The organism is Nesterenkonia lacusekhoensis, assembly GCF_017876395.1.
Lineage (GTDB): Bacteria > Actinomycetota > Actinomycetes > Actinomycetales > Micrococcaceae > Nesterenkonia > Nesterenkonia lacusekhoensis.
In genome coordinates this window covers 1,732,529-1,754,801 of record NZ_JAGINX010000001.1, presented here as the reverse complement: position 1 = coordinate 1,754,801, position 22,273 = coordinate 1,732,529, and the positions used below count along the sequence as shown (strand labels likewise).

Below are 22,273 nucleotides of genomic sequence, written 5' to 3'. Positions count from 1 at the left end.
TGGGCAGCTCGAGGTGCTCTGAACCCACGACGCCGGCTGAGAACGCCTCAAAGCGCCCACACAGCTGAGGAACATGCCCATGCGACGCGTGGGCGCCCGTCCACCGTGAATCTGTGCATGAGGGAGAATGGTCCCCGTGACTGACGAACATGTGCTGAGCAATCCGACCGCCGACCGGGTCAAGAAGGTCGCCTCTCTCGCCTCCCGGGCCGGACGCCGCAAGCAGGGGCTCTTCCTGGCCGAAGGCCCCCAGCCGGTGCGTGAGGCGCTGGCCCTGTGGCTGCGCCGCTGGGAGCAGGAGCCCCGCGGGGAGAAGGAGGACACCCAGGAGCTGCCTCACCTGGATGCGCTCTACTTCGATCCGGATGCGCTCAGCCGCCACACCGAGGTGGAGGCGCTGCTGGACCGGGTCCGCGGCGTGCTCTTCGATCCGGAGCAGGATCTGCCTCGCCGGGCGCGGATCTTCCTGCGTGAGGCCACCCCGGAGGTGCTGCGCGCCATGGGCGACGCCGAGACCTCCCAGGGCATGGTGGCGGCTTGCACCATCCCGCAGCCGGGGCAGCAGCTTCCGCAGCTGCATCTGGGCGCCGCGCTGCTCGGTGTCCAGGATCCCGGCAACGCCGGCACCATCATCCGTGCCGCCGACGCCGCCGGTGCCGACGCCGTCGTGCTCACCCCGGGCAGTTCGGATCCCTGGGCTCCCAAAGTGGTCCGCTCCGCGGCAGGCTCTCACTTCCATCTGCCCATCCGGCCCGGAACAGAGCTGGAGCACTTCCTCGAGACCGTCCGCGACCAGGGCGCACAGATCCTCGCCGCCGACGGAGAGGCCGAGACAGAGCTTCCCGCCCTCGAGCAGCCGCAGAAGTCCACGGTCTGGCTCTTCGGCAATGAGGCCCACGGTCTCTCCGAGGAGGAGAAGACCCACGCCGATCAGCGGATCTCCATCCCGCTCTATGGCCGTGCCGAATCGCTGAACGTGGCCACCGCCGCGGTGGTCTGCCTCTATCACTCGGCCACCGCTCAGAACTCAGCATCTCTCCAGAACACAGAGTCGTGAGCTACTCACCCACCACTCGGGAGCAGGAGAACACCGGCTTCGAGTGCATCCACTGCCGCCGGAGCATCCCCAAGCACAGTGCCGGCAGCTACAGGAACCACTGTCCGCGCTGTCTCTGGTCACGGCACGTCGACATCATGCCGGGGGACCGGGCGGCCGAATGCGGGGCTGAGATGGAGCCGATCGGCGTCGACCACTCCGGGAAGAAGGGCTACATCCTCATCCATCGCTGCACCGCCTGTGGTGCCCAGGACCGGAATCGCCTGGCCCCCGATGACGATATGGATGCGGTCATCGCGCTTCAGCGGCCCCATCTCTGAGGACTATGAAGCCCTCCCGCTGAGATGGCTGCGGCGGCCCGCCCACGACTGGACGGGCCGCCGCAGCCCTAGGGGCTCGGGCGAGCTGCCTCAGCGCCCGGCCGGGGTGAAGTCCCGGCTGCCCAGGAAGTCCGGGCGCGGAGACGGCGCCGCGAAGGGCTCCACCGGAGTGTTCTCCACCGAGTTGTAGACGATGAAGACATTGGACCGGGAGAACGGGGTCACATTGCCGTTGGAGGCGTGCATGCAGTTGCTGTCGAACATGACGGCGCCGCCGGCCGGGCCCTCCAACACGTCGATGCCGAACCGGTCGGCGAACTCGGTCAGGATCGTCGGGTCAGGCACGCCGGCACCCTGCATGACCAGCGACTGCTTGTGGTTGTCCTCCGGGGTCTCGCCCACGGCACTGATGTAGTGCTGATGCGATCCGGGCATGATCATCAGCGGCCCGTTGAAGGAGTAGTTGTCGGTCAGGGAGATGGAGATCGACACTGCCCGAGGTGTGGGCATGCCGTCCTCGGCGTGCCAGGTCTCGAAGTCCGAGTGCCAGGTGAAGTCCTTGCCCACGAAGCCCGGCTTGTAGTTGATGCGGCTCTGATGGATGTACACCTCCGAGCCCAGGATCTGCCGGGCCCGGTCCACCACACGCGGATCGTTGGCGATCCGGGAGAAGATCTCGTTGCTGCGGTGGATGTCGAAGATGGAGCGGACCTCATCGGACTTCGATTCGACCACAGTCCGCTCGTCCTGCTTCACAGCGGGATCCTCGGCCAGGCGCTTGAGCTCGTCCTTGAAGAGCTGCAGCTCCTCCGGAGTGATGAGCTGGTCGATGCTCAGGTAGCCCTTCTCCTCGAAGCTGCGCAAAGTCTCTGCGTCGAAGGGGCCGTCCTCTGGGGTTCCATGCACCACCGGGTCGCGGCGGGGGATGACATCCGATGTGTTCTGGCGAGTGGGATAGAGATCGTCCACAGCCTGGATCGTCGTCGTCACGCTGTATACCCTCCTTGTTCTGTTCTGCCCTTGGTTGGTTCTGTATCTCATGGATCAGTCATGTGACGGCGGCACGGGGCCGCCCACCAGGACACTAACAGGTGCAGGCTCCTCCGCAAGGGTGGTTCACTGGGCCCATGGCAGAGATCAGCGACGCCGGCCGTCCCGGCATCCGCACAGGAACGTTCGCCCGCATCACCGGTCGCGTCCAGGGGGTCGCCTTCCGGGCCTCGGCCAAGGAGGAGGCCGATGAGTTGGGTCTGATCGGCTGGGTGCGCAACACCGACGACGGCGCCGTGGAACTGCTGGTCGGTGGAGAGGGTCCCGCTGTGGATGCCCTGCTGCGCTGGGCGGAGGAGGGCCCGGGAGCGGCCGAGGTCGGTTCCGTCCAGGCCCGTGAGGCCGCGGAGGAAGAGCTGCAGACGCTGCCCGGCACCGGGTTCGAGATCAGACGATGAGCCTCAGCGCCGGTATGCTTCCCTCTATGATTCACCCATCGCGAGGCCGCACGCTGCTGGCCGGGACCGCCGTTCTGATGCTTGCCCTCTCGGCCTGCGGAGACGGCACCGAAGCTGAGGATCCCGCACAGGACACCGCTGAGCAGAACGACACCGAGGACCAGGGGGACCAGGAGACCGGCGAGGACTCAGCCGCCGGACCGGTCATCGCCGAGGCCGAGCTGGCCGACCAGGCCGGAACACCTATCGGGACCGTCATCGTCTCTGAGGCGGGAGAGGGCGTGGTCGAGCTCCACGCCGAGATCACCGATATGGAGCCCGGCTTCCGCGGCATCAGCATCCATGAGGCCGGCCTCTGCGAGATCCAGTCGGCCGATGAGTATGGGCAGGTCGGAGACTTCTTCTCGGCTGGGCCCCACCTGGCCGGCGAGCCGGAGGAGGAGTCCGGCGTCGCCGAGGGGGAGGAGGCCCCTGAGGGCCTCGAGACGGACCCGGAGCTGCCCCCGGACGTCGAGCCGGAGGAGCAGGCCGAGATCTTCCACCCTGACCACGCCGGTGCCCTGCCCAACCTGCTGATCACCGAGGAGGGAACCGGGAATCTGACAGTCATGAGTGACCGCCTGGATGAGGACCTGCTGCTCGACGGCGACGGCTCAGCAGTGATCGTCCACGCCCAGGCCGACAACGCTGGAAACGTCCCGGACCGCTATGCTCCGGAGGGTCCCGATTATGAGACCCTCACCACAGGGGATGCCGGCGGTCGTGCCGCCTGCGGCGTCTTCGAAGGCGCCTGAAACCCGCCTCGGAGGGCCTGAGCACGAATTGCCGGGCCGTCATCGCGATCGATATAGTCAATTTTCGGTGTGCCGGGAAGCCTGGTCGGCAGGAGCATAGGATGCTCTTCAGCGGAGCCTTCGTGTGCTGTGATGCCGCAGAAGCCTCCGCCCGCCCACCTATACCGCACCTGATGGAGGAACCGTTCACCGATGACCTTGATGGTGCTGCTCTTCCTCACCCTGATCCTGGTTCCCGTCGCCGCGTCCTTCCACCAGGTGCTCGGCCGCGACACCGGATGGGTCGCAGCAGTCTCGCTGACGGCTCTGGGTCTCATGACCCTTCCATGGATCGGCCCGATCATCGACGGGCAGGTCTATGAGGAGTCGCTTCCCTGGATCCCCACGGCTGTCGATGTGAACATCGGCCTGCGCCTGGACGGGCTGGGCATGGTCTTCCTGCTGCTGGTGCTGTTCATCGGTGCTCTGGTGATGGCCTACTCGGCCCGCTACTTCAGCACCAAGAAGAAGACCTCGGACTACTACGTCTGGATGCTGCTCTTCGTCTTCGCCATGTCCGGCATGGTCATGGCCGATGACCTCATCCTCCTGTTCGTCTTCTGGGAGTTCACCACTCTCTGTTCCTTCTTCCTGATCAACCGCTCCGGCGCCAAGGCGCCCGCTCCGGCTCAGCGCACTCTGCTGATCACGATGGCCGGCGGCCTGGGTCTGCTGACTGCGGTGCTGTGGATCATCGCCGAGACCGGAACCACTCAGCTCTCCGCGGCTCTGCAGCACGAGGTCTGGCAGGAGAACGGCACGTTCGTGGCTGTGGTGGCCGTGCTCATCGCCTTCGCCGCCTTCACCAAGTCGGCCCAGTTCCCCTTCCACCTGTGGCTGCCCGACGCCATGGTCGCTCCGGCGCCGGTCTCCGCCTATCTGCACGCCGCGGCCATGGTCAAAGCCGGCATCTATCTGCTGCTGCGCTTCGCGCCGGTGTTCGAAGGCGTGGTCATCTGGCAGGCCATGCTGATCTCCGCCGGTCTGATCACCGCGCTGATCGGTGCGCTCTTCGCGCTGCAGCGCCATGACATCAAAGAGATCATGGCCTACTCCACGGTCTCCCAGCTGGGCTTCCTGGTGGCCACCATCGGCATCGGCACTCCGACGGCGATCACGGCGGCCATCATCCACGTGGTCGCCCACGCGCTGTTCAAGTCCAGCCTGTTCATGATGGTCGGCATCATCGAGCACGAGTCGCACACCCGCGACATCCGGGAGCTCAACGGTCTGCGCAAGACCATGCCGGTCTCGTTCGTCGTCACCCTGGTCGCCTCCCTGTCCATGGCCGGTGTGCCCCCGCTGTTCGGCTTCGTCTCCAAGGAGAACCTGCTCAAGGGCTTCCTCTCCGCGGAGGAGGACGGCATCTTCGGAGCGGGGCTGAGCTGGACGCTGACGCTGATCGCTGTGCTGGCCGCCGTCGGGACCTTCGCCTACTGCGGACGGATCGTGCTGGGAGCCTTCGGCGGATACCGCGGTGTGGGCCGGAAGGACGCCGGCTACGACGACGGCGCCCACGCGCCCATCGCTGAGGACGCCGCACACGAGGCGTCACCGGCCTTCTTCATGCCCGCGCTGCTGCCGGCGGCAGCCGGCGCGATCCTCGGGTTCGTCCCGTTCCTCTTCGACGGTCTGATCTCTCGAGCCACCCAGTCGGCCTCCACCTCGGACTATGAGGCACATTTCTACCTCTGGGGCGGCCTCAGTGTGGATCTGATGCTCTCAGTGATCATCATGGGAGTCGGTCTGATCACGGTCGTCGCCCGGGCGCGGATGGACAACCTGATCCCGCGCACCGTAGTGCCGTGGACCGGCGTCGAGGTCGTGGAGAAGATGCGGACGGGGTCCATCGCATTCGGACGTCGGGTCGGGGACATCACCCGCAGCGATATGCACGGTCTGCACCTGACCGCACCGGGCATCTTCCTGGCCGCGATCTTCGCAGCCGGCGTGGTCGCCGCCCCGCAGCTCGGAGACTTCACCGAAGGCCACACCCAGATGATCGATTGGGTGCTGATCGGTCTGATGGGGATCTTCCTGATCGGGACCGTCATCTCGAAGTCTCGCACCGCCGCGGTGGTCCTGGCCGGAGGCGCCGGCTTCATGGTCTCGGCCTGGTACTTCCTGCTGGGCGCCATCGACGTCGGCATGACCCAGCTGCTGGTGGAGATCCTGACCGTGGTGGTGCTGGTGCTGGTCATGCGCAAGCTGCCCACGAAGTTCCACCCCGTGAAGCGTTCCCGCACCGCAGTCGCCGTGGTGATCGCCATCGGCTTCGGCGTGATGGCCTTCGTCGCCGCCTTCGCTCTGACAGGACGCAGCGGCCGCTGGTCCGAGGGCGAGGGGCACCGCGCCCCGGTGGGTGAGGCGTTCCTGACCCATACCTATGACGAATCCGGGGCCATCAACACGGTCAACTCCATCCTCGTGGACTTCCGTGCATTGGACACCTTCGGTGAGCTGACCGTGTTGGGTGTGGCCGGCTTCGCCATCCTGGCGGTGCTGAACTCCGCATTCTCCACCTCGGACAACGTCACTCCCGGGTCCAAGAGCTGGGTGGGCACTCCATTGGACCACGCCAAGGACAACACCACGGCGATGCGCAGCGTCTTCAACTGGATGGCACCGTTCATCATGCTGCTCTCGCTGATCCTGCTGCTGCGCGGCCATTACGACTCCGGCGGCGGCTTCATCGCCGCCCTGGTACTCGGAGGATTCTTCGCTCTGCGCTACCTGGTGGCCCCGTCGGATTCCTCGGTGAAGCTGCGCTTCGACTACGCGATGATCATCGTCGGCGGCATCATCATCTCCGCCGCCATCGGCCTTGCCGGGTTCGTCGAGGGTTCCTACCTGCGGCCCATCGTCCTGTTCGAAGGGCTGCCGCTGCCGTGGGGAAGCGAATCCGGCTTCACCCTGAGCACGGCCCTGATCTTCGACCTGGGCATCTACCTGGCCGTCATCGGGGCGGTCCTGGTGGCTCTGGACCGGTTGGGCCAGGCACAGCGCTACCCGGCGGAGCTGCTGCGGGCGCACCGCCGGTCCTTGGGGCAGAAGACCGGCGAGGTCTCCGCTCTGGAACCTGACTACGCCGTGGATCCGGGAGATCTTCCCGTCGAGGTGGAAGCGGAGAACGCCGGCAGAGACGACCACAGCATAGGAGAGGGGGTGGACGGCCGATGAGCATCGCCGTCGCAGTGGGGCTGCTGACCGCAGCCGCCGTCTATCTCTTCATGCAGCGCGGTATGGTCCGCATCGTGTTGGGCTTCATCCTGGCCTCGCATGCGGCCAACCTCATGCTCTTCGCCGCCGGCAACGTGGCCTACCGGGAGGTGCCCTACATCGGCGGGGCGGCCTTGGAGGAGCAGGCCGATCCGCTGCCGCAGGCCTTCGTGCTCACCGCGATCGTCATCGCCTTCGCCATCACCATGTACATGGTCACTCTGGCGATCACCACGACCACCGATGACGACACGGAGAACGAGGAGGAGTCCCCGGCCAAGGTGCTCTACGGAGAGCGCAGGCCGCGTCCGGTCGGCCCGCCCGCTGACGCCGGCGTCGCAGAGACCGGCGACCTCGACGACGTCGCAGTCAAGGGCATCAGCACCGATTCCGGTGAGATCGCCGTCGAATCCAGCGAAGATGAGACGGGAGAGCGCAAGTGAACCTCGCAGAGATCCTCCCACCGCTGCTGCCCCTGCTGGTCGGCGTCCCGCTGCTGTTGGGCGCAGCCGGCGCCGCCGTCCGAAAGAACAAGCTGGCCCGCCACATCATCAGCATGGGCACCCTGCTGGCGATCTTCGCCTTCTCAGTGCTGCTGGTGGTGGTCACCTCCGACGGGACCATCCTGGCCCACCGCGTGGGCGGTTGGACTCCGGTGGATGTGGGCTCCGAAGGGCAGACCTTCGAGATAGCCATCCCGTTCGTGGTCGATGCGCTCTCGGCGCTGGTGCTGATGATCATCTCGATCCTCGGCATCGCCTCGGTCATGTTCGCCATGGCCACCCATGAGGCGCGTGCCCGGTTCTTCCACCCGTTCGTCCTGGTGCTCATGGCCGGCGTGGCCGGCGCCCTGATGACCGGTGACATCTTCAACCTCTTCGTGTTCATCGAGGTCATGCTCCTGCCCTCCTATGGGCTGATCGCCATGATGGGGGCCAAACTGGGTGCCCACGGCGCTCGGATCTACGTCTCGGTGAACCTCATGGCCTCCACGCTGCTGCTGGTGGGCATCGCCCTGGTCTACGCCACCGCCGGCACAGTCAATCTGGCCGAGCTGCACGGCGCGGCTCTGGACGATCCGGCTGTGGCCATCGCCGGCGGCGTCGTGCTGACCGCGATCTCTGTCAAGGCCGCCGTCGTTCCGGTCCACGGGTGGCTGACCCGCACCTATCCGATGACGAGCCCTGCGGTGACCGCGCTGTTCTCCGGCATCCACACCAAGGTGGCCATCTACGCCATCTACCGGATCTATTCGCTGCTCTTCGACGGCGACGAGCGGTTCCTGTGGGTGGCTCTGATCGTGGTGAGTGCGACCATGCTGATCGGTGTGCTCGGAGCGATCGGGGAGAAGACCACCCGGTCCATCCTGGTCTTCCACATGATCAGCCAGATCGGCTACATCCTCATCGGTGTCGGACTGTTCACGACGCTGGGCCTGACTGCGGCGATCTTCTACCTGCTGCACCACATGATCGTGAAGGCTTCGCTGTTCCTCTCCACCGGCGCCATCGAGGAGACCTACGGCACCGGAGAGATCGAGAAGCTCGGCGGGATGCTCCGGCGTGAGCCGCTGATCGCGATCACCTTCATGGCGGCGGCGCTGTCGCTGGCCGGGCTGCCTCCGTTCTCCGGATTCGTGGCCAAGTTCAGCATCATCCGAGCCACTCTGGAGGAGACCCACTACTGGGTGGCGGCTGTGGCGGTCATCGTCTCGGTCTTCACCCTGCTGTCCATGCTGAAGATCTGGACCGGGGTGTTCATGGGTGATGAGCCCAAGGACCTGCAGGAGCGGGCGCTGACCTATCAGGAGCGCATGCACGGCAAGCGCTACCTGCGGGTGGAGGCCCAGGCGGAGACCCCGACGCTGACCGTGGGTCCGCCGACGTCGACCACGCTGGCGGTGCTCTCCGGAGAGCAGGAGGTCAAGGTGCCGGCCAAGCTGATCATCCCGGGTGCGCTGTTGGCCGCCGTGACGATCTTCTTCGGTGTGGGTGCAGAAGTCCTGATGAGCCTCTCGGCCACGGCCGCAGAGGGTCTGTTGAACCCGGAGATCTACGTGGAGGCGGTGAGCGGAGCGTGAGCATCTGGCCCTTCAGGATCATCAGCTTCCTGTTCTGGTACGCCAAGGAGTTCATCCTGGCCAACGTGCACGTCACCGCAGATGTGCTGCGTCCGCGCAGGCGGATGAAGATGAACCCGGCGATCGTCGCCGTGCCGGCGGCCTCGAAGTCCGACAGCGAGTGGACGCTGATCTCCACTCTGATCACTCTGACCCCGGGCACGATGACGCTGACCCTGTCCCGGGAGCACGGCATCCTCTACGTGCACGGCATGTTCGCGGAGTCCCGGGACGCTCTGGCGAAGGACATCCAGGAGATGGAGGACCGTCTGCTCAGGGCTATGCGCCGCAGGCCCGGCGATCTGTCCCGGCCCACCGAGCTGCCCGTGGTGGAGCCGCGGGACGTGGAGGAGGGGGAGTACCACGAGTGGGACGCCCCCGGTATCACCGAGGCTGACAGCGAAGGAGGGGAGCCCCGATGATCTCTGAATGGACACTCGAGGTCGCTCTGCTCCTGCTGGCCATCGGCATGGTGGTCGCCGGTGTGCGCGCCTACCTGGGACCGCGCACCTCAGACCGTGCGGTGGCGGCGGATCTGATCTTCTTCGCCACCATCGGGTTCCTGGCTCTGATCGGACTGCGCACTGAGATCGAGGCGCTGTTCGACATCATCCTCATCGCCACGCTGCTGGGCTTCATGGCCGCCATCTCTATGGCACGTCTGGGATCGGGAGGTCGTCGCTGATGGGCATCGAGAACATCCTGCACGGGGCAGGGCTGGTCTTCATCTTCCTGGGGATCTTCACGATCATCGTCTCGGCGATCGGCCTGTTCCGGCTGCCTGATCTGTACCTGCGTGCCTCGGCGGTGGGCACCTCGGCCGGTCTGGGCGTCGCTTCGATCGTCTTCGGCGCGCTGCTGATGGACTTTTCCATGATCAACCTGATCAAGGCGCTGATCGCGATCGTCGCCCAGCTGCTGACCTCGGCAGTGGGTTCGATGGCCATCGCTCGCTCCGGCTACCTGAACAACTACGCACCCGCGGAGATCACCCACACCGACGAGCTGGCGCTGACCAAGCGCGGCTGATTTGCGGGTTCGGTGGAAGATAGGTCGCTCTGACCACTGACGCGGGGGTTTTCGGGCGCTAGGCTGTCAGGCATGAGCTCTGAAGCCGACGGACTGAAGCCCTACAGCGCCCGTGAGCACGACGTCGAGGAGCACGACATCTTCGATGAGACGGCCACCTATGAGGACGCCTCCCGGCCCGGGACGGTCTCAGCAGCTGCCGACCAGCCCTATATGGTCAAGACCCGTCAGCGGCAGGAGTACGCCGAGGACGGCGGCGAGCAGCGCGACGAGTCCAAAGCCTCGTCCCCGCTGAAGCTGACCGGGGCCACCTGGAAGTACAGCTTCAAGCGCGCGCTCTCAGAGTTCGGCCGTGACCAGTGCAGCGACCTGGCCGCCGGCCTGACCTACTACGCGGTGCTCTCGGTGTTTCCTGCGCTGATCGCGCTGGTCTCGCTGCTCTCCCTGGTGGGGGAGGCCGAACGCACCACTCAGTTCTTCGTGGACATGGTCGACGATATGACCGACGGCGATCCTGACGTCATGGAGACGGTGGAGATGGTGGTCGGCAACATCACCGCTGCCGACGGTGCCGGCATCGGCCTGGCCATCGGCATCCTGCTGGCCATGTGGACGGCGTCGAACTTTGTGAACGCCTTCTCCCGGGCCATCAACCGAATTGTGGAAGTGGATGAGGGACGCTCCTTCATCCAGCTGCGTCCGCTGCTCTATGCGGTGACCGTGGCGCTGATCGCGCTGGTGGCCTCGGCCGCCCTGGTGCTGGTGATATCCGGTCCGATCGCAGCGTCCATCGGTCATGTCATCGGTCTGGGCGATGCCGCGGTGACCATCTGGAACTGGTCCACACCGTTCGTGCTGATCCTCGTCGCCGCGCTCGGGGTCGCCCTGCTCTACTACTGCACCCCGAACATCCGCCAGCCCGGAGCCAAGTGGATCTCCGCGGGTGCGCTGATCACGATCTTGGTGATGATCGCTGCCACCGGCGGCGTGGCCTTCTACGTGATGCACTTCGCCAGCTACGACGCCACCTACGGCTCGCTGGCCAGCGTGATCGTCTTCCTGTTCTGGATCTACATCATGAATATGGTCCTGCTCTTCGGCGCAGAGCTCGACGCCGAGCTGGAGCGCGGCCGTCAGCTGCAGGCCGGCATCGAGGCGGAGCGGACCCTCATGCTGTCGCCGCGGGAGACCAAGGGTGCGGTCAAGAAGAACAAGAAGTATGAGGAGCTGGTCGCCCAGGCTCAGGCGCTGCGCCTGACCGAGGGGGAGACCTCCGACCCCGACGACGTCTGGCGCCGCTGAACAGTTCTACACTGCTGGGGTGAATGCTGAAGAGATGCCCCGGTACGTGACGATCGAAGACATCCACGCCATCCGAGCCATGGCGCATGAGGTTCGTATGGCGGCTCTCGATGAGCTCTATGCCACCCATCGTGTCTACACAGGGACTGAACTGGCCGGGGTGTGCGGGGTTTCCGCATCGTCCATGAGCTATCACCTTCGGGAGCTGGAAAAGCATGGTTTCGTCCGTCGGGTCCAGCAGGAGGGAGACGGGCGCAGCACATACTGGCAAGCCGTGGCCGGCACTATCCGGGTCGCCGGGTTCGATCCGCAGGCCCAGTCGGAGAACGCATTGGTCACTGCTCATATCGAGGCCATGCGACAGCGCGTGGCGGCCGAGGTCAGACGGCGAGCACAGGACCGGGGCCCGCAGCATTCGAAGCGCTATCCAGTGATCTCCTCGAGTCTGCTGACGTTGAGCGAAGCGCAGGCGGAGGATTTCAAACAGCGTCTGTATGCGCTCATCGAGGAGTTCACTCTGCTGTCGATGCAGTCCCCGGAAGGGTCGGAGGTTGAGCGTCTGCACTATTTTGTCTCTGTCATCGACGACCGCCGAGCGTAATATTACGTCATAATAACGGTGCAAGCTTTCAAGATTTGAGATTCCTCGGACGTGCTTTGAGCGGAGCTGTGTAACAGTCAGGTTTCGATCTCATGGCCCGGCAGTCCCATCGCCGAAGTGATCACAGGGTTTGTGGCATTCGCCCAGAAGCTCCCGAAGTGCTGAAAATTCGGCCTTCATCCTGAAAGATCTCTTTCAGATGAGCTTCAGGCTGTGTTTCGAGTTAGTTGCCCTGCGCAACGAGTTAATGGGGCCGACCGTGCATGTGATCCACGTCACGCAGGGATAACGATTTTCCTGAAGACTCGTTTCCCGGCATCCGGAGGTGGGAGGAGTCCTAGGATGGGTCGCACATCTCAAGGTGTCGTATGTCTCACCCGGTGGAGGCTGTCTCAGGCAGTGCAGGGGAGTGTTGCGGCACCGAGAATTCGCACCTTTTCTGAGGAGAAAACTCATATGGCTCGGACAACTACCTGGCGCCGTGCCGCTGTGGCCTCCATGGCCCTCGGCGCGCTGACTCTCTCCGCCTGTGGAGGCGGAGACGGCGGTGACGGTGAGGCCTCCGGCGAAGGCGGAACCATCACTGCCTACAACTGTGAACCCCAGAACCCCCTGGTTCCGGCCAACACCACTGAAGTGTGCGGCTCCTGGGTTCTGGAGCATGTCTTCACCGGCCTGGTCCAGGCGGACACGGAGACCTATGAGCCCATTCCGGGCGTCGCGGAGTCCTGGGACACCGAGGACAACGTGACCTGGACCTTCGAGCTGGGGGAGGGGTGGACCTTCCACAACGGCGAGGAGGTCACCGCCCAGACCTTCGTGGACACCTTCAACTGGGCAGTGGACCCGGAGAACGCGCAGCAGAGCGCCAACTTCTTCGACAACTTCCTCGGCTACCAGGAGGTGGTCGACGGTGACGCCGATGAGATGGAAGGCGTCCGTGCTGTCGATGACCACACTCTGGAGATCGAGCTGACTGAGCCGTTCTCCCCGCTGCCGGACATGCTCACCTACAGCGCGTTCTTCCCGATGCCGCAGGAGGCCTTCGAAGACATCGAGGCATTCAGCTCGGCACCCATCGGAAACGGCCGGTACCAGATGGACGGCGAGTGGGAGCATGACGTCCAGATCGCCGTCGAGCGCTACGACGACTACGCCGGTGAGGAGCCCGGGCTGCCTCAGCGTCTCGAGTGGCACATCTACTCCGACATCGACACTGCCTACATGGACGTACAGTCCGGCAGCCTCGACATCCTCGACTCGGTGCCCCCGAACCGTCTGACCACGTTGGAGGGCGACTTCGGTGAGAACTGGACCTCCTTCGACACCGGATCCTTCAGCTACCTGGGCTTCCCGCTGTACCAGGAGGAGTTCCAGGACGTGGACGTGCGCCGGGCGCTCTCCATGGCTATCGACCGGGAAGAGATCATCGACAGCATCTTCAACGGCGCTCAGACCGAGGCCACCAGCATCATTCCCGAGTTCCTCCCTGAGGGGCGCGACGGTGTCTGCGAGTCCTGTGAGTTCAACCCGGACGAGGCAGCCGACCTCTATGAGGAAGCAGGCGGGCCCTCCGAGCTGACCGTGTACTTCAACTCCGGTGCCGGTCATGAGGACTGGACCGAAGCTGTGGCCAACCAGTGGAGGCAGAACCTCGGCATCGAGGACGTGACCTTCGAGTCCATGGAGTTCGCCCAGTACCTGGATCTGCACGACACTGAGGAAGTCACCGGTCCGTTCCGCCTGGGTTGGACCATCTCCTACCCCAACGCGCAGTACGCACTGGAGCCGATCTACACCACGGATCAGTCCTCGAACTACACCGGATTCTCTGACGAGGAGTTCGACAACCTGATCTCCGAGGCCAACGCGGCCGTCGAGCCGGATGAGGCTTCTGAGCTGTACCAGCAGGCCGAAGACATCCTGCTGGAGGAGATGCCGGTCATCCCGATGTGGTTCTCCACCTACCACGTGGCCTACTCGGACAACATCGTCGGTGACTCCATTCAGATGGGTGAGGGCAACACGCTCACTCACCTGTGGAAGATCGAGACCAGCGAGAGCTGAGCCTCCTCGACGAAGGGCGCGGCCCAGCACCCAGTCGGTGCGGGCCGCGCCCTTCCTCGCTGTCAGGGACCCCCTCTTCCTGCCGCCTACTATGGTGACAAGCAGCACACCCACCCAAGGACACCAATGACCCGTTACATCATTCGGCGTCTGCTCCAGTTCATCCCCGTCGTCATCATCTCCACCCTGGTGGTGTACGCGATGGTCTTCCTCATGCCCGGTGACCCGATCCGGGCGCTGGGAGGGGACCGGCCGATGAGTGAAGCAGTCCAAGCGACGCTTCGAGAGCAGTACAACCTCGATGACCCGTTCCTCCTGCAGTACGGCAAGTATCTGTGGGGCGTCTTCACCGCCGGCGACTTCGGGACGACCTTCCAGGGTCGGCCTGTGCTCGACATCATCGAGCAGCGCCTGCCCGTGACCCTGCAGCTGGCAGCTGTCACCTTCGTGATCCAGGGCGTTCTCGGCGTCATCGCCGGCCTGCTGGCCGCCATCTACAAGGACCGTTTCATCGACCGTCTCGTGCAGGTCTCCACCGTTGTGGTGGTGGCCCTTCCCACGATCGCGATCGCGTTCCTGCTCCAGTTGGCCTTCGGCCTGAACCTCGGCTGGTTCCCGATCGCGGGAGCCGGTGACGGGCTCTACAGCTTCATCCTGCCCGGGCTTTCCATGGCAGCGGTCTCCACCTGCATGATCGCCCGACTGCTGCGCAGCGAGCTGCTCGAAGCGCTGCAGTCCGACTACGTGCGCACCGCTACGGCCAAGGGGCTGACCCGCAGCCGCGTGATCGGCCGTCACGGCATGCGGAACTCCATGATCCCCGTCGTGACCTTCATGGGCGCCGATCTGGCGACCATGATGGGAGGCACCATCGTGGTGGAGACGATCTTCAACCTGCCCGGAATCGGTGAACAGGTCTTCCGCTCCATCCAGGGCCAGGAGGGCACCGTCGTCGTCGGCATCGTGACCCTGATGGTGCTGTTCTTCGTGGTGATCAACCTGATCGTGGACCTGCTCTACGGCCTGCTCGACCCAAGGATCCGCTATGAGTGAGAACAAAGACAGCCGCTACCGCCCGGACAAGGGAGAGACGCTGCTCAGCGCAGGTGAGGCGACCGAGGCTGCGACGTCGGCCCGCACCAAGGATGCCGAGGCGAGCCTCTGGGTCGATGCCTGGCGCTCGCTGCGCCGGAATCCCTGGTTCGTCTTCTCCGCCATCCTGCTGCTGATCCTGCTGGCCATGGCGATCTTCCCTCAGCTGTTCACGAACACAGACCCTCGCGAGTGCCTGCTGAGCCGCAGCCGGCAGACTCCATCAGCCGAGCACTGGTTCGGCACGGACATCCAAGGCTGTGACTACTACACCCGAGTGATCCATGGCGCGCGCAATTCGATCGCCATCGGCTTCCTGGTCTCCGCCGGCGTGTTGGCCATCGCCATCGTGCTGGGTCTGCTGGCCGGCTACTTCCGTTCATGGGTCGATGCGGTGATTTCGCGCTTCACCGACATGATCTTCGCCATCCCCTACATCCTGGCCGCGCTGGTCTTCCTCAACGTGATCGAGGATCGCGGGGTGGCAGAGGTCTCGACGGTGCTGATCGTGTTCACCTGGCCCACGATGGCGCGCCTGATGCGTGGCTCGGTCCTCTCCGTGGTCAATTCCGAGTATGTGATGGCCGCCCGTGCGTTGGGAGCAGGCCATGTCACGATCATGCGTCGCCACATCCTGCCGAATTCGTTGGGCCCGGTGATCGGATATGCCACGGTCTTCGTGGGTATCATCATCGGTGCTGAGGCGACGCTGACCTTCCTGGGCGTGGGACTTCAGCTGCCGTCCATCTCCTGGGGCCTGCAGCTTCAGGACGCCCAGCCCTATCTGCAGCAGTTCCCCCACCTGATCGTCTTCCCACTGATCTTTGTGGGAATCACCGTCTTCGCCTTCATGACGCTGGGCGATGCGATCAGGGACGCCATCGACCCCAAGTCGAAGAAGAAGTGAGGCGGTCATGACTGCTCAGATCCGACCCGACGCCGATCACGGCGCCCCGCTGCTGGAGGTCAGGGACCTCCAGGTCGAATTCCGTACCAAGGCCGGCACCGCCCAAGCCATCAACGGGCTGAACTTCACCCTCCAGGCCGGGAAGACCCTGGCCATCCTGGGGGAGTCCGGCTCCGGCAAATCGGTGACCGCCCAGACCATCATGGGCATCCTGGACATGCCCCCGGGCCACATCGCCGGCGGTGAGATCCTCTACCGCGGTGAGGACCTGCTGCAGATGCCGGAGGAGAGGCGCCGGAAGCTGCGCGGGATGGACATCTCGATGATCTTCCAGGACGCGCTGTCGTCGCTGAACCCGGTGCTGCCGGTGGGTTGGCAGATCGCGGAGATGTTCCGCGTCCACCTCGGGATGAACCGGAAGAACGCACGGGCCAAGGCCGTGGAGATGATGCAGAAGGTGGGCATCCCTGCTGCGGAGAAGCGGGTGTGGGACTTCCCCCACCAGTTCTCCGGGGGCATGCGTCAACGCATCATGATCGCCATGGCCATCTCCCTGGACCCCGATGTGCTCATCGCCGACGAACCCACCACTGCACTGGACGTCACCGTCCAAGCTCAGGTGATGAAGCTCCTGCAGGATCTGCAGGTGGAGTCTCGGATGGGCCTGATCCTGATCACCCATGACCTGGGTGTGGTGGCCGACGTGGCCGATGAGATCGCGGTCATGTATGCAGGCCGGGTCATGGAATCCGCCGACGTCTACACCATCTATGCACGCACGGCCCACCCCTATACCAAGGGGCTGTTGGACTCGATCCCGCGTATCGATGCCGAGGGAGGCAAGCTCCGGGCCATCCCAGGCCTGCCGCCGTCCCTGACGGAGCTGCCTCCGGGATGCCCCTTCAGCCCGCGCTGCGAATTCGCCACGGACCGGTGCCGCGAGGAGCGACCCGAACTGCGCGAGATCGCCCCCGGGCACCGCTCCGCCTGCCACTATGCGGAGAAGATCCATGCCATGAGCGAGGAGGCCCAGAATGAGTCCACGTGATCCCTTTGAGGACGCAGAGACAGTGCTGGAGGTCGAGGACCTCGTCAAGCACTTCCCGATCAGCCAGGGAGTGGTCTTCCAGCGCCAGACCGGCGCGGTGAAGGCTGTGGACGGTGTGAGTTTCCAGCTGCGCAGGGGAGAGACCTTGGGTATCGTGGGCGAGTCCGGCTGCGGGAAGTCGACGCTGGCCAAGCTGCTGATGCGCTTGGAGGAGCCCGACGCCGGTTCGGTGAAGTTCCGCGGCCAGGACTTCCTCTCGGTCCGCGGCGAGGAGCTGCGGCGGCTGCGTCGGAAGATCCAGATCATCTTCCAGGACCCCTACACTTCGCTGAACCCTCGTATGTCCGTGGGCGACATCGTCGCCGAGCCCTTCAAGCTGCACCCGGACGCCAAGCCGGCCCAGGGGATCCGCGCCAGAGTCAGGGAGCTGCTGGAGGTCGTGGGGCTGAATCCGGAGCACATCAACCGTTATCCCCACCAGTTCTCCGGCGGTCAGCGTCAGCGCATCGGAATCGCCCGCGGGCTGGCGCTGAACCCGGATGTCATCATCTGTGATGAGCCGGTCTCGGCCTTGGATGTCTCCGTGCAGGCCCAGGTGATGAACCTGTTGGACGACCTGCAGAAGAAGTTCGGGCTCAGCTACATCTTCATCGCTCACGACCTCTCTGTGGTCCGCCACATCTCGGACCGAGTGGGCGTCATGTATCTGGGCAAGCTGGCTGAGCTGGGCCGGGAGGAGGAGATCTACTCCGGCCCCGCCCACCCCTACACTCAGGCGCTGCTCTCGGCGGTCCCGGTGCCGGACCCCACGCTGCGCGGACAGCGCGAGCAGATCGTGCTGAAGGGCGATCCGCCCAACCCGGCAGATCCGCCGTCGGGCTGTCGGTTCCGCACACGCTGCTGGAAGGCCACAGAGCTCTGCGAGGTCGAGGAGCCCCAGCTGATCCAGCGCCCCGGGGTCTCCCAGCAGGCGGCCTGCCACTACGCCGACACCAACGAGGAGGTCGCCGCCGGCTGAGCGGCGTGGCAGACGTCGATAGGGTGCGGCCGACGGTTTTCAAGCTCTCTCGGATCGCCCCGAGTTGTGCCTGCAGATCGGCCTGAATCGCCATATCTCGGGAAGAGCCCAGGGTGATCCAGTTCTTGCCTTCGGCACCGTGGGCCACAGCCTGCCACGACGCCGGCACCGGTGGGCAAGGCGCCGCCGGCTGAGGCATTTGCAGAACCGCAGTACACTTGAGCGGGTGTCCCTGTCATAGGGGCGCCCGCTCACCTCTATCTTCGGAAGGCTTCTTCTTCTATGACCACTGATGCTGCGCTGGCCCAGACCGGCACCGATGAGCGCCAGGACCTGCGCAATGTCGCCATCGTCGCCCACGTCGACCACGGCAAGACCACCCTTGTCGATGCCATGCTCACCCAGACCAAGGCCTACGGCGGCCACGGGGAGAACGAAGAGCGGGTGATGGACTCCGGCGAGCTGGAGAAGGAGAAGGGCATCACCATCCTGGCCAAGAACACCACGGTGTTCTACTCCGGCCCTCACGCTCAGGAGCAGGCCGGTCAGGACCAGGTGACGATCAACGTCATCGACACCCCCGGCCACGCCGACTTCGGCGGTGAGGTCGAGCGCGGCCTGTCCATGGTGGACGGCGTCGTGCTGCTGGTCGACGCCTCTGAGGGCCCGCTGCCGCAGACACGCTTCGTGCTGCGCAAGGCGCTCAACGCCAACCTGCCGGTGATCCTGGTGGTCAACAAGACCGACCGTCCTGACGCACGGATCGACGGCGTCGTCTCCGACACGATGGACCTGCTGCTGGGCCTGGCCTCCGATGTGGCCGAGGAGAACCCGGAGCTGGACCTCGACTCCGTGCTGGACGTCCCGGTGGTCTACGCCTCTGGCAAGGCCGGCCGCGCCTCCATCGAACAGCCTGCCGACGGCGGCCTGCCCGAGAACGAGGACCTGGAGCCGCTCTTCGAGACCATCCTCAAGCACGTCCCGGCCCCGACCTACGACGCCGAAGAGGTCCTCCAGGCCCACGTGACCAACCTGGACGCCTCACCCTTCCTGGGCCGTCTGGCGCTGCTGCGCATCTTCAACGGCACGCTGAAGAAGAACCAGCAGGTCGCCTGGGCCCGCAAGGACGGCACCCACAAGACGGTCAAGATCACCGAGCTGCTGGCCACCAAGGGCCTGGAGCGTGTGCCCGCCGAGTCCGCCGGGCCCGGTGAGATCGTCGCAGTGGCCGGCATCAGCGACATCATGATCGGTGAGACCCTCACGGATCTGGACAACCCCAAGCCGCTGCCGAACATCGTGGTCGATGACCCCGCCATCTCGATGACCATCGGCATCAACACCTCACCGCTGGCCGGCCGGGTCAAGGGCGCGAAGGTCACCGCGCGCCAGGTCAAGGACCGCCTGGACCAGGAGCTCATCGGCAACGTCTCCCTCAAGGTGCTTCCCACCGAGCGTCCTGACATGTGGGAGGTCCAAGGCCGCGGTGAGCTCGCGCTGGCGATCCTGGTCGAGCAGATGCGCCGCGAAGGCTTCGAGCTGACCGTGGGCAAGCCCCAGGTCGTCACCCGGGAGATCGACGGCACTCTGCATGAGCCCATGGAGGCCATGACCATCGACGCGCCCGACGAGTACATGGGCGCGATCACCCAGCTCATGGCAGGCCGCAAGGGCACGATGAACACCATGTCCAACACCGGCTCCGGCTGGATCCGCATGGAGTTCTCCGTGCCCGCCCGTGGCCTCATCGGCTTCCGGACGAAGTTCCTCACCGAGACCCGCGGCGCCGGCATCGCCTCCAGCTACGCCGACGGCTTCCAGCCGTGGAAGGGCGACATCGAATACCGCAGCTCCGGCTCGCTGGTCTCCGACCGTGCCGGAACCGCCACCCCGTTCGCGATGATGAACCTCCAGGACAAGGGGACCTTCTTCGTCGACCCCCAGGAGGAGGTCTACGAGGGCATGGTCGTCGGCGAGAACTCTCGCAACGAGGACATGGAGGTCAACATCACCAAGGAGAAGAAGCTCACCAATATGCGTGCAGCCTCTGCCGACTCCTTCGAGGGCCTGACCCCGCCCACCCGGCTGACCCTCGAGGAGTCGCTCGAGTTCGCCAACGAGGATGAGTGCGTGGAGGTCACCCCGGAGAGCATCCGGATCCGTAAGGTGACCCTGGACTCCTCGGAGCGTATGAAGGAAGCCCGTAAGAGGAAGAACGCAGCTCAGTCCTGATGTCCCAGCAGCAGCCCCGCTTCCGCCCGGTGCTCATGGGTGTGGCGTTCTCCGTGGGAGTCATCCTCGGGGTCCTCGGCACAGCCCTGCACGGGAACATCATCATGATCGGCACCGTCGAAGACGGCACGCCGATCCTGTGGGGAGCGGGGCTCGCGCTGCTGATCGCGTTCGCGGCTCAGCTGTGGATCGGGCTGCAGGCCGGCTCGCTGACCGAATCCACCGTCATGGGGATCACCACCTTCACCGTGGTCACCTTGGCCTATATGTGGCCGGGTCCGGACCAACTGATGGTGCCGATGAGCCCAGAGACGATGGACGCCCTGCCTGGGCCCACCCTGGCCTCCGCGCTGTGGTGGCTGGGCAGCGCCGGCGTCGCGCTGCTGGCGATGATCCTGATCAAGTGGATCCTCGTGCGCGACGTCGCATCGCATGCGGTGCAGCCGGGCGCGCAACCTCGGTAGACTGGACCGCAGCACCCCAACCCTCGAAAGATAGAGGAGTCCATGACTTACATCATCGCCCTGCCCTGTGTGGACCTGAAGGATAAGGCCTGCATCGATGAGTGCCCCGTGGACTGCATCTACGAGGGTGAACGTTCGCTCTACATCCACCCGGACGAATGTGTGGACTGCGGCGCCTGCGAGCCGGTCTGCCCGGTGGAGGCCATCTACTACGAAGACGACGTCCCGGAGGAGTGGTCCGAGTACTACCGGGCCAATGTCGAGTTCTTCGACGATGTGGGCTCGCCCGGCGGCGCGGCCAAGCTGGGCATGATCGAGAAGGACCACGAGATCATCGCCGCACTCCCGCCGCAGGAGCACTGAGCGGTGCTCACCTTGCCTGACTACCCTTGGGACGCCATGGCTCCGTATAAGGAGCAGGCCGAACAGCACGACGGCGGCGCGGTCAACCTCTCCATCGGCACTCCGGTGGATCCGACCCCGCAGGTCATCCGGGAGGCCCTGGCCTCGGCCGCCGACGCTCCCGGATATCCGACCACCCATGGCCGCCCTGAGCTGCGTGAGGCCGTGGCTGACTGGTTCGCCCGACGTCGCGGCGTCCCGGGGCTGGACCCGGAGGCCGTGCTGCCCACGGTCGGGTCCAAAGAGCTGGTGGCCTGGCTGCCCACGCTGCTCGGCCTGGGGAAGGGGGACCTGGTCCTGCGTCCGCTGGTCGCTTACCCCACCTATGACATCGGCGCCCAGATCGCCGGGGCTGATCACCTGGCCGTCGAGGACCCGCTGAGTCTGGACGAGGAGACGCTGCGCCGGGTGAAGCTGATCTGGCTGAACTCTCCGGGCAACCCCACCGGCCGGGTGGACAGCGCGGAGTGGATGCGTGACGTGGTCGCGCTGGCCCGGCGCATCGGTGCGGTGGTCGCCTCCGATGAGTGTTACGCCGAACTGCCCTGGGACGTCGAGGACGTCCCCTCCGTGTTGGATCCCCGGGTCAGCGGAGATGAGCACGGGGCTGTGGACCACCGCGGAGTGCTGGCGGTCTACTCCGCATCCAAACAGTCCAACCTGGCCGGGTACCGCGCGGCCTTCGCCGCCGGTTGTCCCGACCTGATCGCCGGACTGGTCAACACCCGCAAGCATGCCGGGATGATCATGCCCGCGCCGGTGCAGGAGGCGCTGCGTGTGGCGCTCACCGACGAGCAGCACGTGGATGCCCAGCGCGAGCTCTACCGGGCTCGTCGGCAGAGGCTCGTGCCCGCGCTGAAGGCGGCAGGTCTGGAGATCGAGCACTCCGTGGCCGGTCTCTACCTGTGGTGCCGAGATGCCCAGACCGACCCCTCAGCGGCCACTGCGGCCGACACCTGGAGCTTGGTGTCCCGCATGGCTGAGCGAGGGATCGTAGTGGGTCCGGGCGTCTTCTACGGCGAGCACGGCAACGGCTATATCAGGGTCGCACTGACGGCCACTGACGAGCGTATAGAGGCCGCTGTCAGCCGCCTGACCAGCTGATTCGCCGCTGT

22 protein-coding genes are annotated in these 22,273 nt (G+C 65.2%); 21 read left to right on the top strand and 1 reads right to left on the bottom strand.

What is annotated here, in order from left to right:
- The first annotated feature begins 136 nt into the window (after positions 1-136).
- Positions 137-1,057, top strand: a complete 921-nt coding sequence (locus tag JOF45_RS08280; RefSeq protein WP_342591443.1) for a TrmH family RNA methyltransferase — start codon at positions 137-139, stop codon at positions 1,055-1,057.
- Positions 1,054-1,377 (top strand): RNHCP domain-containing protein, encoded by a 324-nt coding sequence (locus JOF45_RS08275; protein ID WP_210049024.1) that lies wholly within the window; start codon positions 1,054-1,056, stop codon positions 1,375-1,377. The genes JOF45_RS08280 and JOF45_RS08275 overlap by 4 nt, the downstream gene beginning before the upstream one ends.
- A 90-nt stretch (positions 1,378-1,467) precedes the next feature.
- Here JOF45_RS08275 and thpD read toward each other — a convergent pair whose 3' ends face one another.
- A complete protein-coding gene (thpD, locus tag JOF45_RS08270; RefSeq protein ID WP_342591442.1) occupies positions 1,468-2,367 on the bottom strand; it encodes an ectoine hydroxylase in 900 nt (299 codons plus the stop codon).
- A gap of 137 nt (positions 2,368-2,504) precedes the next feature.
- On the opposite strand from thpD, the gene JOF45_RS08265 reads away from it, so the two are divergent.
- The 19 genes from JOF45_RS08265 to dapC all read left to right on the top strand — a co-directional run bounded on the left by JOF45_RS08265 (position 2,505) and on the right by dapC (position 22,262).
- Entirely contained in the window at positions 2,505-2,825 is a 321-nt protein-coding gene (locus JOF45_RS08265; RefSeq protein ID WP_210049022.1) for an acylphosphatase, read from the top strand.
- A gap of 26 nt (positions 2,826-2,851) precedes the next feature.
- Positions 2,852-3,619: a superoxide dismutase family protein gene (locus JOF45_RS08260; protein WP_210049020.1), complete on the top strand. Its 768-nt coding sequence runs from the start codon at positions 2,852-2,854 to the stop codon at positions 3,617-3,619.
- A 192-nt stretch (positions 3,620-3,811) separates the two neighbouring features.
- The gene (locus tag JOF45_RS08255) at positions 3,812-6,838 is read left to right on the top strand and encodes a DUF4040 family protein (RefSeq protein WP_210049018.1); all 3,027 of its coding nucleotides are present in this window, start codon (positions 3,812-3,814) and stop codon (positions 6,836-6,838) included.
- Positions 6,835-7,320 (top strand): sodium:proton antiporter, encoded by a 486-nt coding sequence (locus tag JOF45_RS08250; RefSeq protein ID WP_210049016.1) that lies wholly within the window; start codon positions 6,835-6,837, stop codon positions 7,318-7,320. The genes JOF45_RS08255 and JOF45_RS08250 overlap by 4 nt, the downstream gene beginning before the upstream one ends.
- Complete coding sequence (locus tag JOF45_RS08245) at positions 7,317-8,957, top strand: monovalent cation/H+ antiporter subunit D family protein (protein ID WP_342591441.1); 1,641 nt, start codon at positions 7,317-7,319, stop codon at positions 8,955-8,957. The genes JOF45_RS08250 and JOF45_RS08245 overlap by 4 nt, the downstream gene beginning before the upstream one ends.
- Positions 8,954-9,418, top strand: coding sequence for a Na+/H+ antiporter subunit E (locus JOF45_RS08240; RefSeq protein WP_210049014.1), 465 nt, complete (start codon positions 8,954-8,956; stop codon positions 9,416-9,418). The genes JOF45_RS08245 and JOF45_RS08240 overlap by 4 nt, the downstream gene beginning before the upstream one ends.
- Positions 9,415-9,681 (top strand): MrpF/PhaF family protein, encoded by a 267-nt coding sequence (locus tag JOF45_RS08235; RefSeq protein ID WP_210049012.1) that lies wholly within the window; start codon positions 9,415-9,417, stop codon positions 9,679-9,681. Before JOF45_RS08240 ends, JOF45_RS08235 begins: the two co-directional genes overlap by 4 nt.
- Positions 9,681-10,025, top strand: coding sequence for a monovalent cation/H(+) antiporter subunit G (gene mnhG / locus JOF45_RS08230; protein WP_210049010.1), 345 nt, complete (start codon positions 9,681-9,683; stop codon positions 10,023-10,025). Before JOF45_RS08235 ends, mnhG begins: the two co-directional genes overlap by 1 nt.
- Positions 10,026-10,097: 72 nt before the next feature.
- Entirely contained in the window at positions 10,098-11,327 is a 1,230-nt protein-coding gene (locus JOF45_RS08225) for a YihY/virulence factor BrkB family protein (protein WP_210049009.1), read from the top strand.
- Positions 11,328-11,346: 19 nt separating this feature from the next.
- Positions 11,347-11,928 carry an ArsR/SmtB family transcription factor gene (locus JOF45_RS08220; RefSeq protein WP_210049008.1) on the top strand — a complete coding sequence of 194 codons (582 nt, stop codon included), beginning with the start codon at positions 11,347-11,349 and terminating at the stop codon, positions 11,926-11,928.
- A gap of 456 nt (positions 11,929-12,384) precedes the next feature.
- Complete coding sequence (locus JOF45_RS08215; RefSeq protein WP_210049007.1) at positions 12,385-13,995, top strand: peptide ABC transporter substrate-binding protein; 1,611 nt, start codon at positions 12,385-12,387, stop codon at positions 13,993-13,995.
- Positions 13,996-14,121: 126 nt separating this feature from the next.
- Positions 14,122-15,048 carry an ABC transporter permease gene (locus JOF45_RS08210; RefSeq protein WP_210049006.1) on the top strand — a complete coding sequence of 309 codons (927 nt, stop codon included), beginning with the start codon at positions 14,122-14,124 and terminating at the stop codon, positions 15,046-15,048.
- A complete protein-coding gene (locus JOF45_RS08205; RefSeq protein ID WP_210049005.1) occupies positions 15,041-15,994 on the top strand; it encodes an ABC transporter permease in 954 nt (317 codons plus the stop codon). Before JOF45_RS08210 ends, JOF45_RS08205 begins: the two co-directional genes overlap by 8 nt.
- Before the next feature lie 7 nt (positions 15,995-16,001).
- Positions 16,002-17,042, top strand: coding sequence for an ABC transporter ATP-binding protein (locus JOF45_RS08200; protein WP_210049004.1), 1,041 nt, complete (start codon positions 16,002-16,004; stop codon positions 17,040-17,042).
- The gene (locus JOF45_RS08195) at positions 17,029-18,060 is read left to right on the top strand and encodes an ABC transporter ATP-binding protein (RefSeq protein WP_210049003.1); all 1,032 of its coding nucleotides are present in this window, start codon (positions 17,029-17,031) and stop codon (positions 18,058-18,060) included. The genes JOF45_RS08200 and JOF45_RS08195 overlap by 14 nt, the downstream gene beginning before the upstream one ends.
- A gap of 282 nt (positions 18,061-18,342) precedes the next feature.
- Positions 18,343-20,292 (top strand): translational GTPase TypA, encoded by a 1,950-nt coding sequence (gene typA / locus JOF45_RS08190; protein WP_210049001.1) that lies wholly within the window; start codon positions 18,343-18,345, stop codon positions 20,290-20,292.
- Complete coding sequence (locus tag JOF45_RS08185; protein WP_210048999.1) at positions 20,292-20,756, top strand: hypothetical protein; 465 nt, start codon at positions 20,292-20,294, stop codon at positions 20,754-20,756. The genes typA and JOF45_RS08185 overlap by 1 nt, the downstream gene beginning before the upstream one ends.
- A gap of 42 nt (positions 20,757-20,798) precedes the next feature.
- Positions 20,799-21,119, top strand: a complete 321-nt coding sequence (fdxA, locus tag JOF45_RS08180; RefSeq protein ID WP_210048997.1) for a ferredoxin — start codon at positions 20,799-20,801, stop codon at positions 21,117-21,119.
- A gap of 3 nt (positions 21,120-21,122) precedes the next feature.
- On the top strand, positions 21,123-22,262 hold the full coding sequence (dapC, locus tag JOF45_RS08175) for a succinyldiaminopimelate transaminase (RefSeq protein WP_210048995.1): 1,140 nt from the start codon (positions 21,123-21,125) through the stop codon (positions 22,260-22,262).
- Positions 22,263-22,273: the final 11 nt, after the last annotated feature.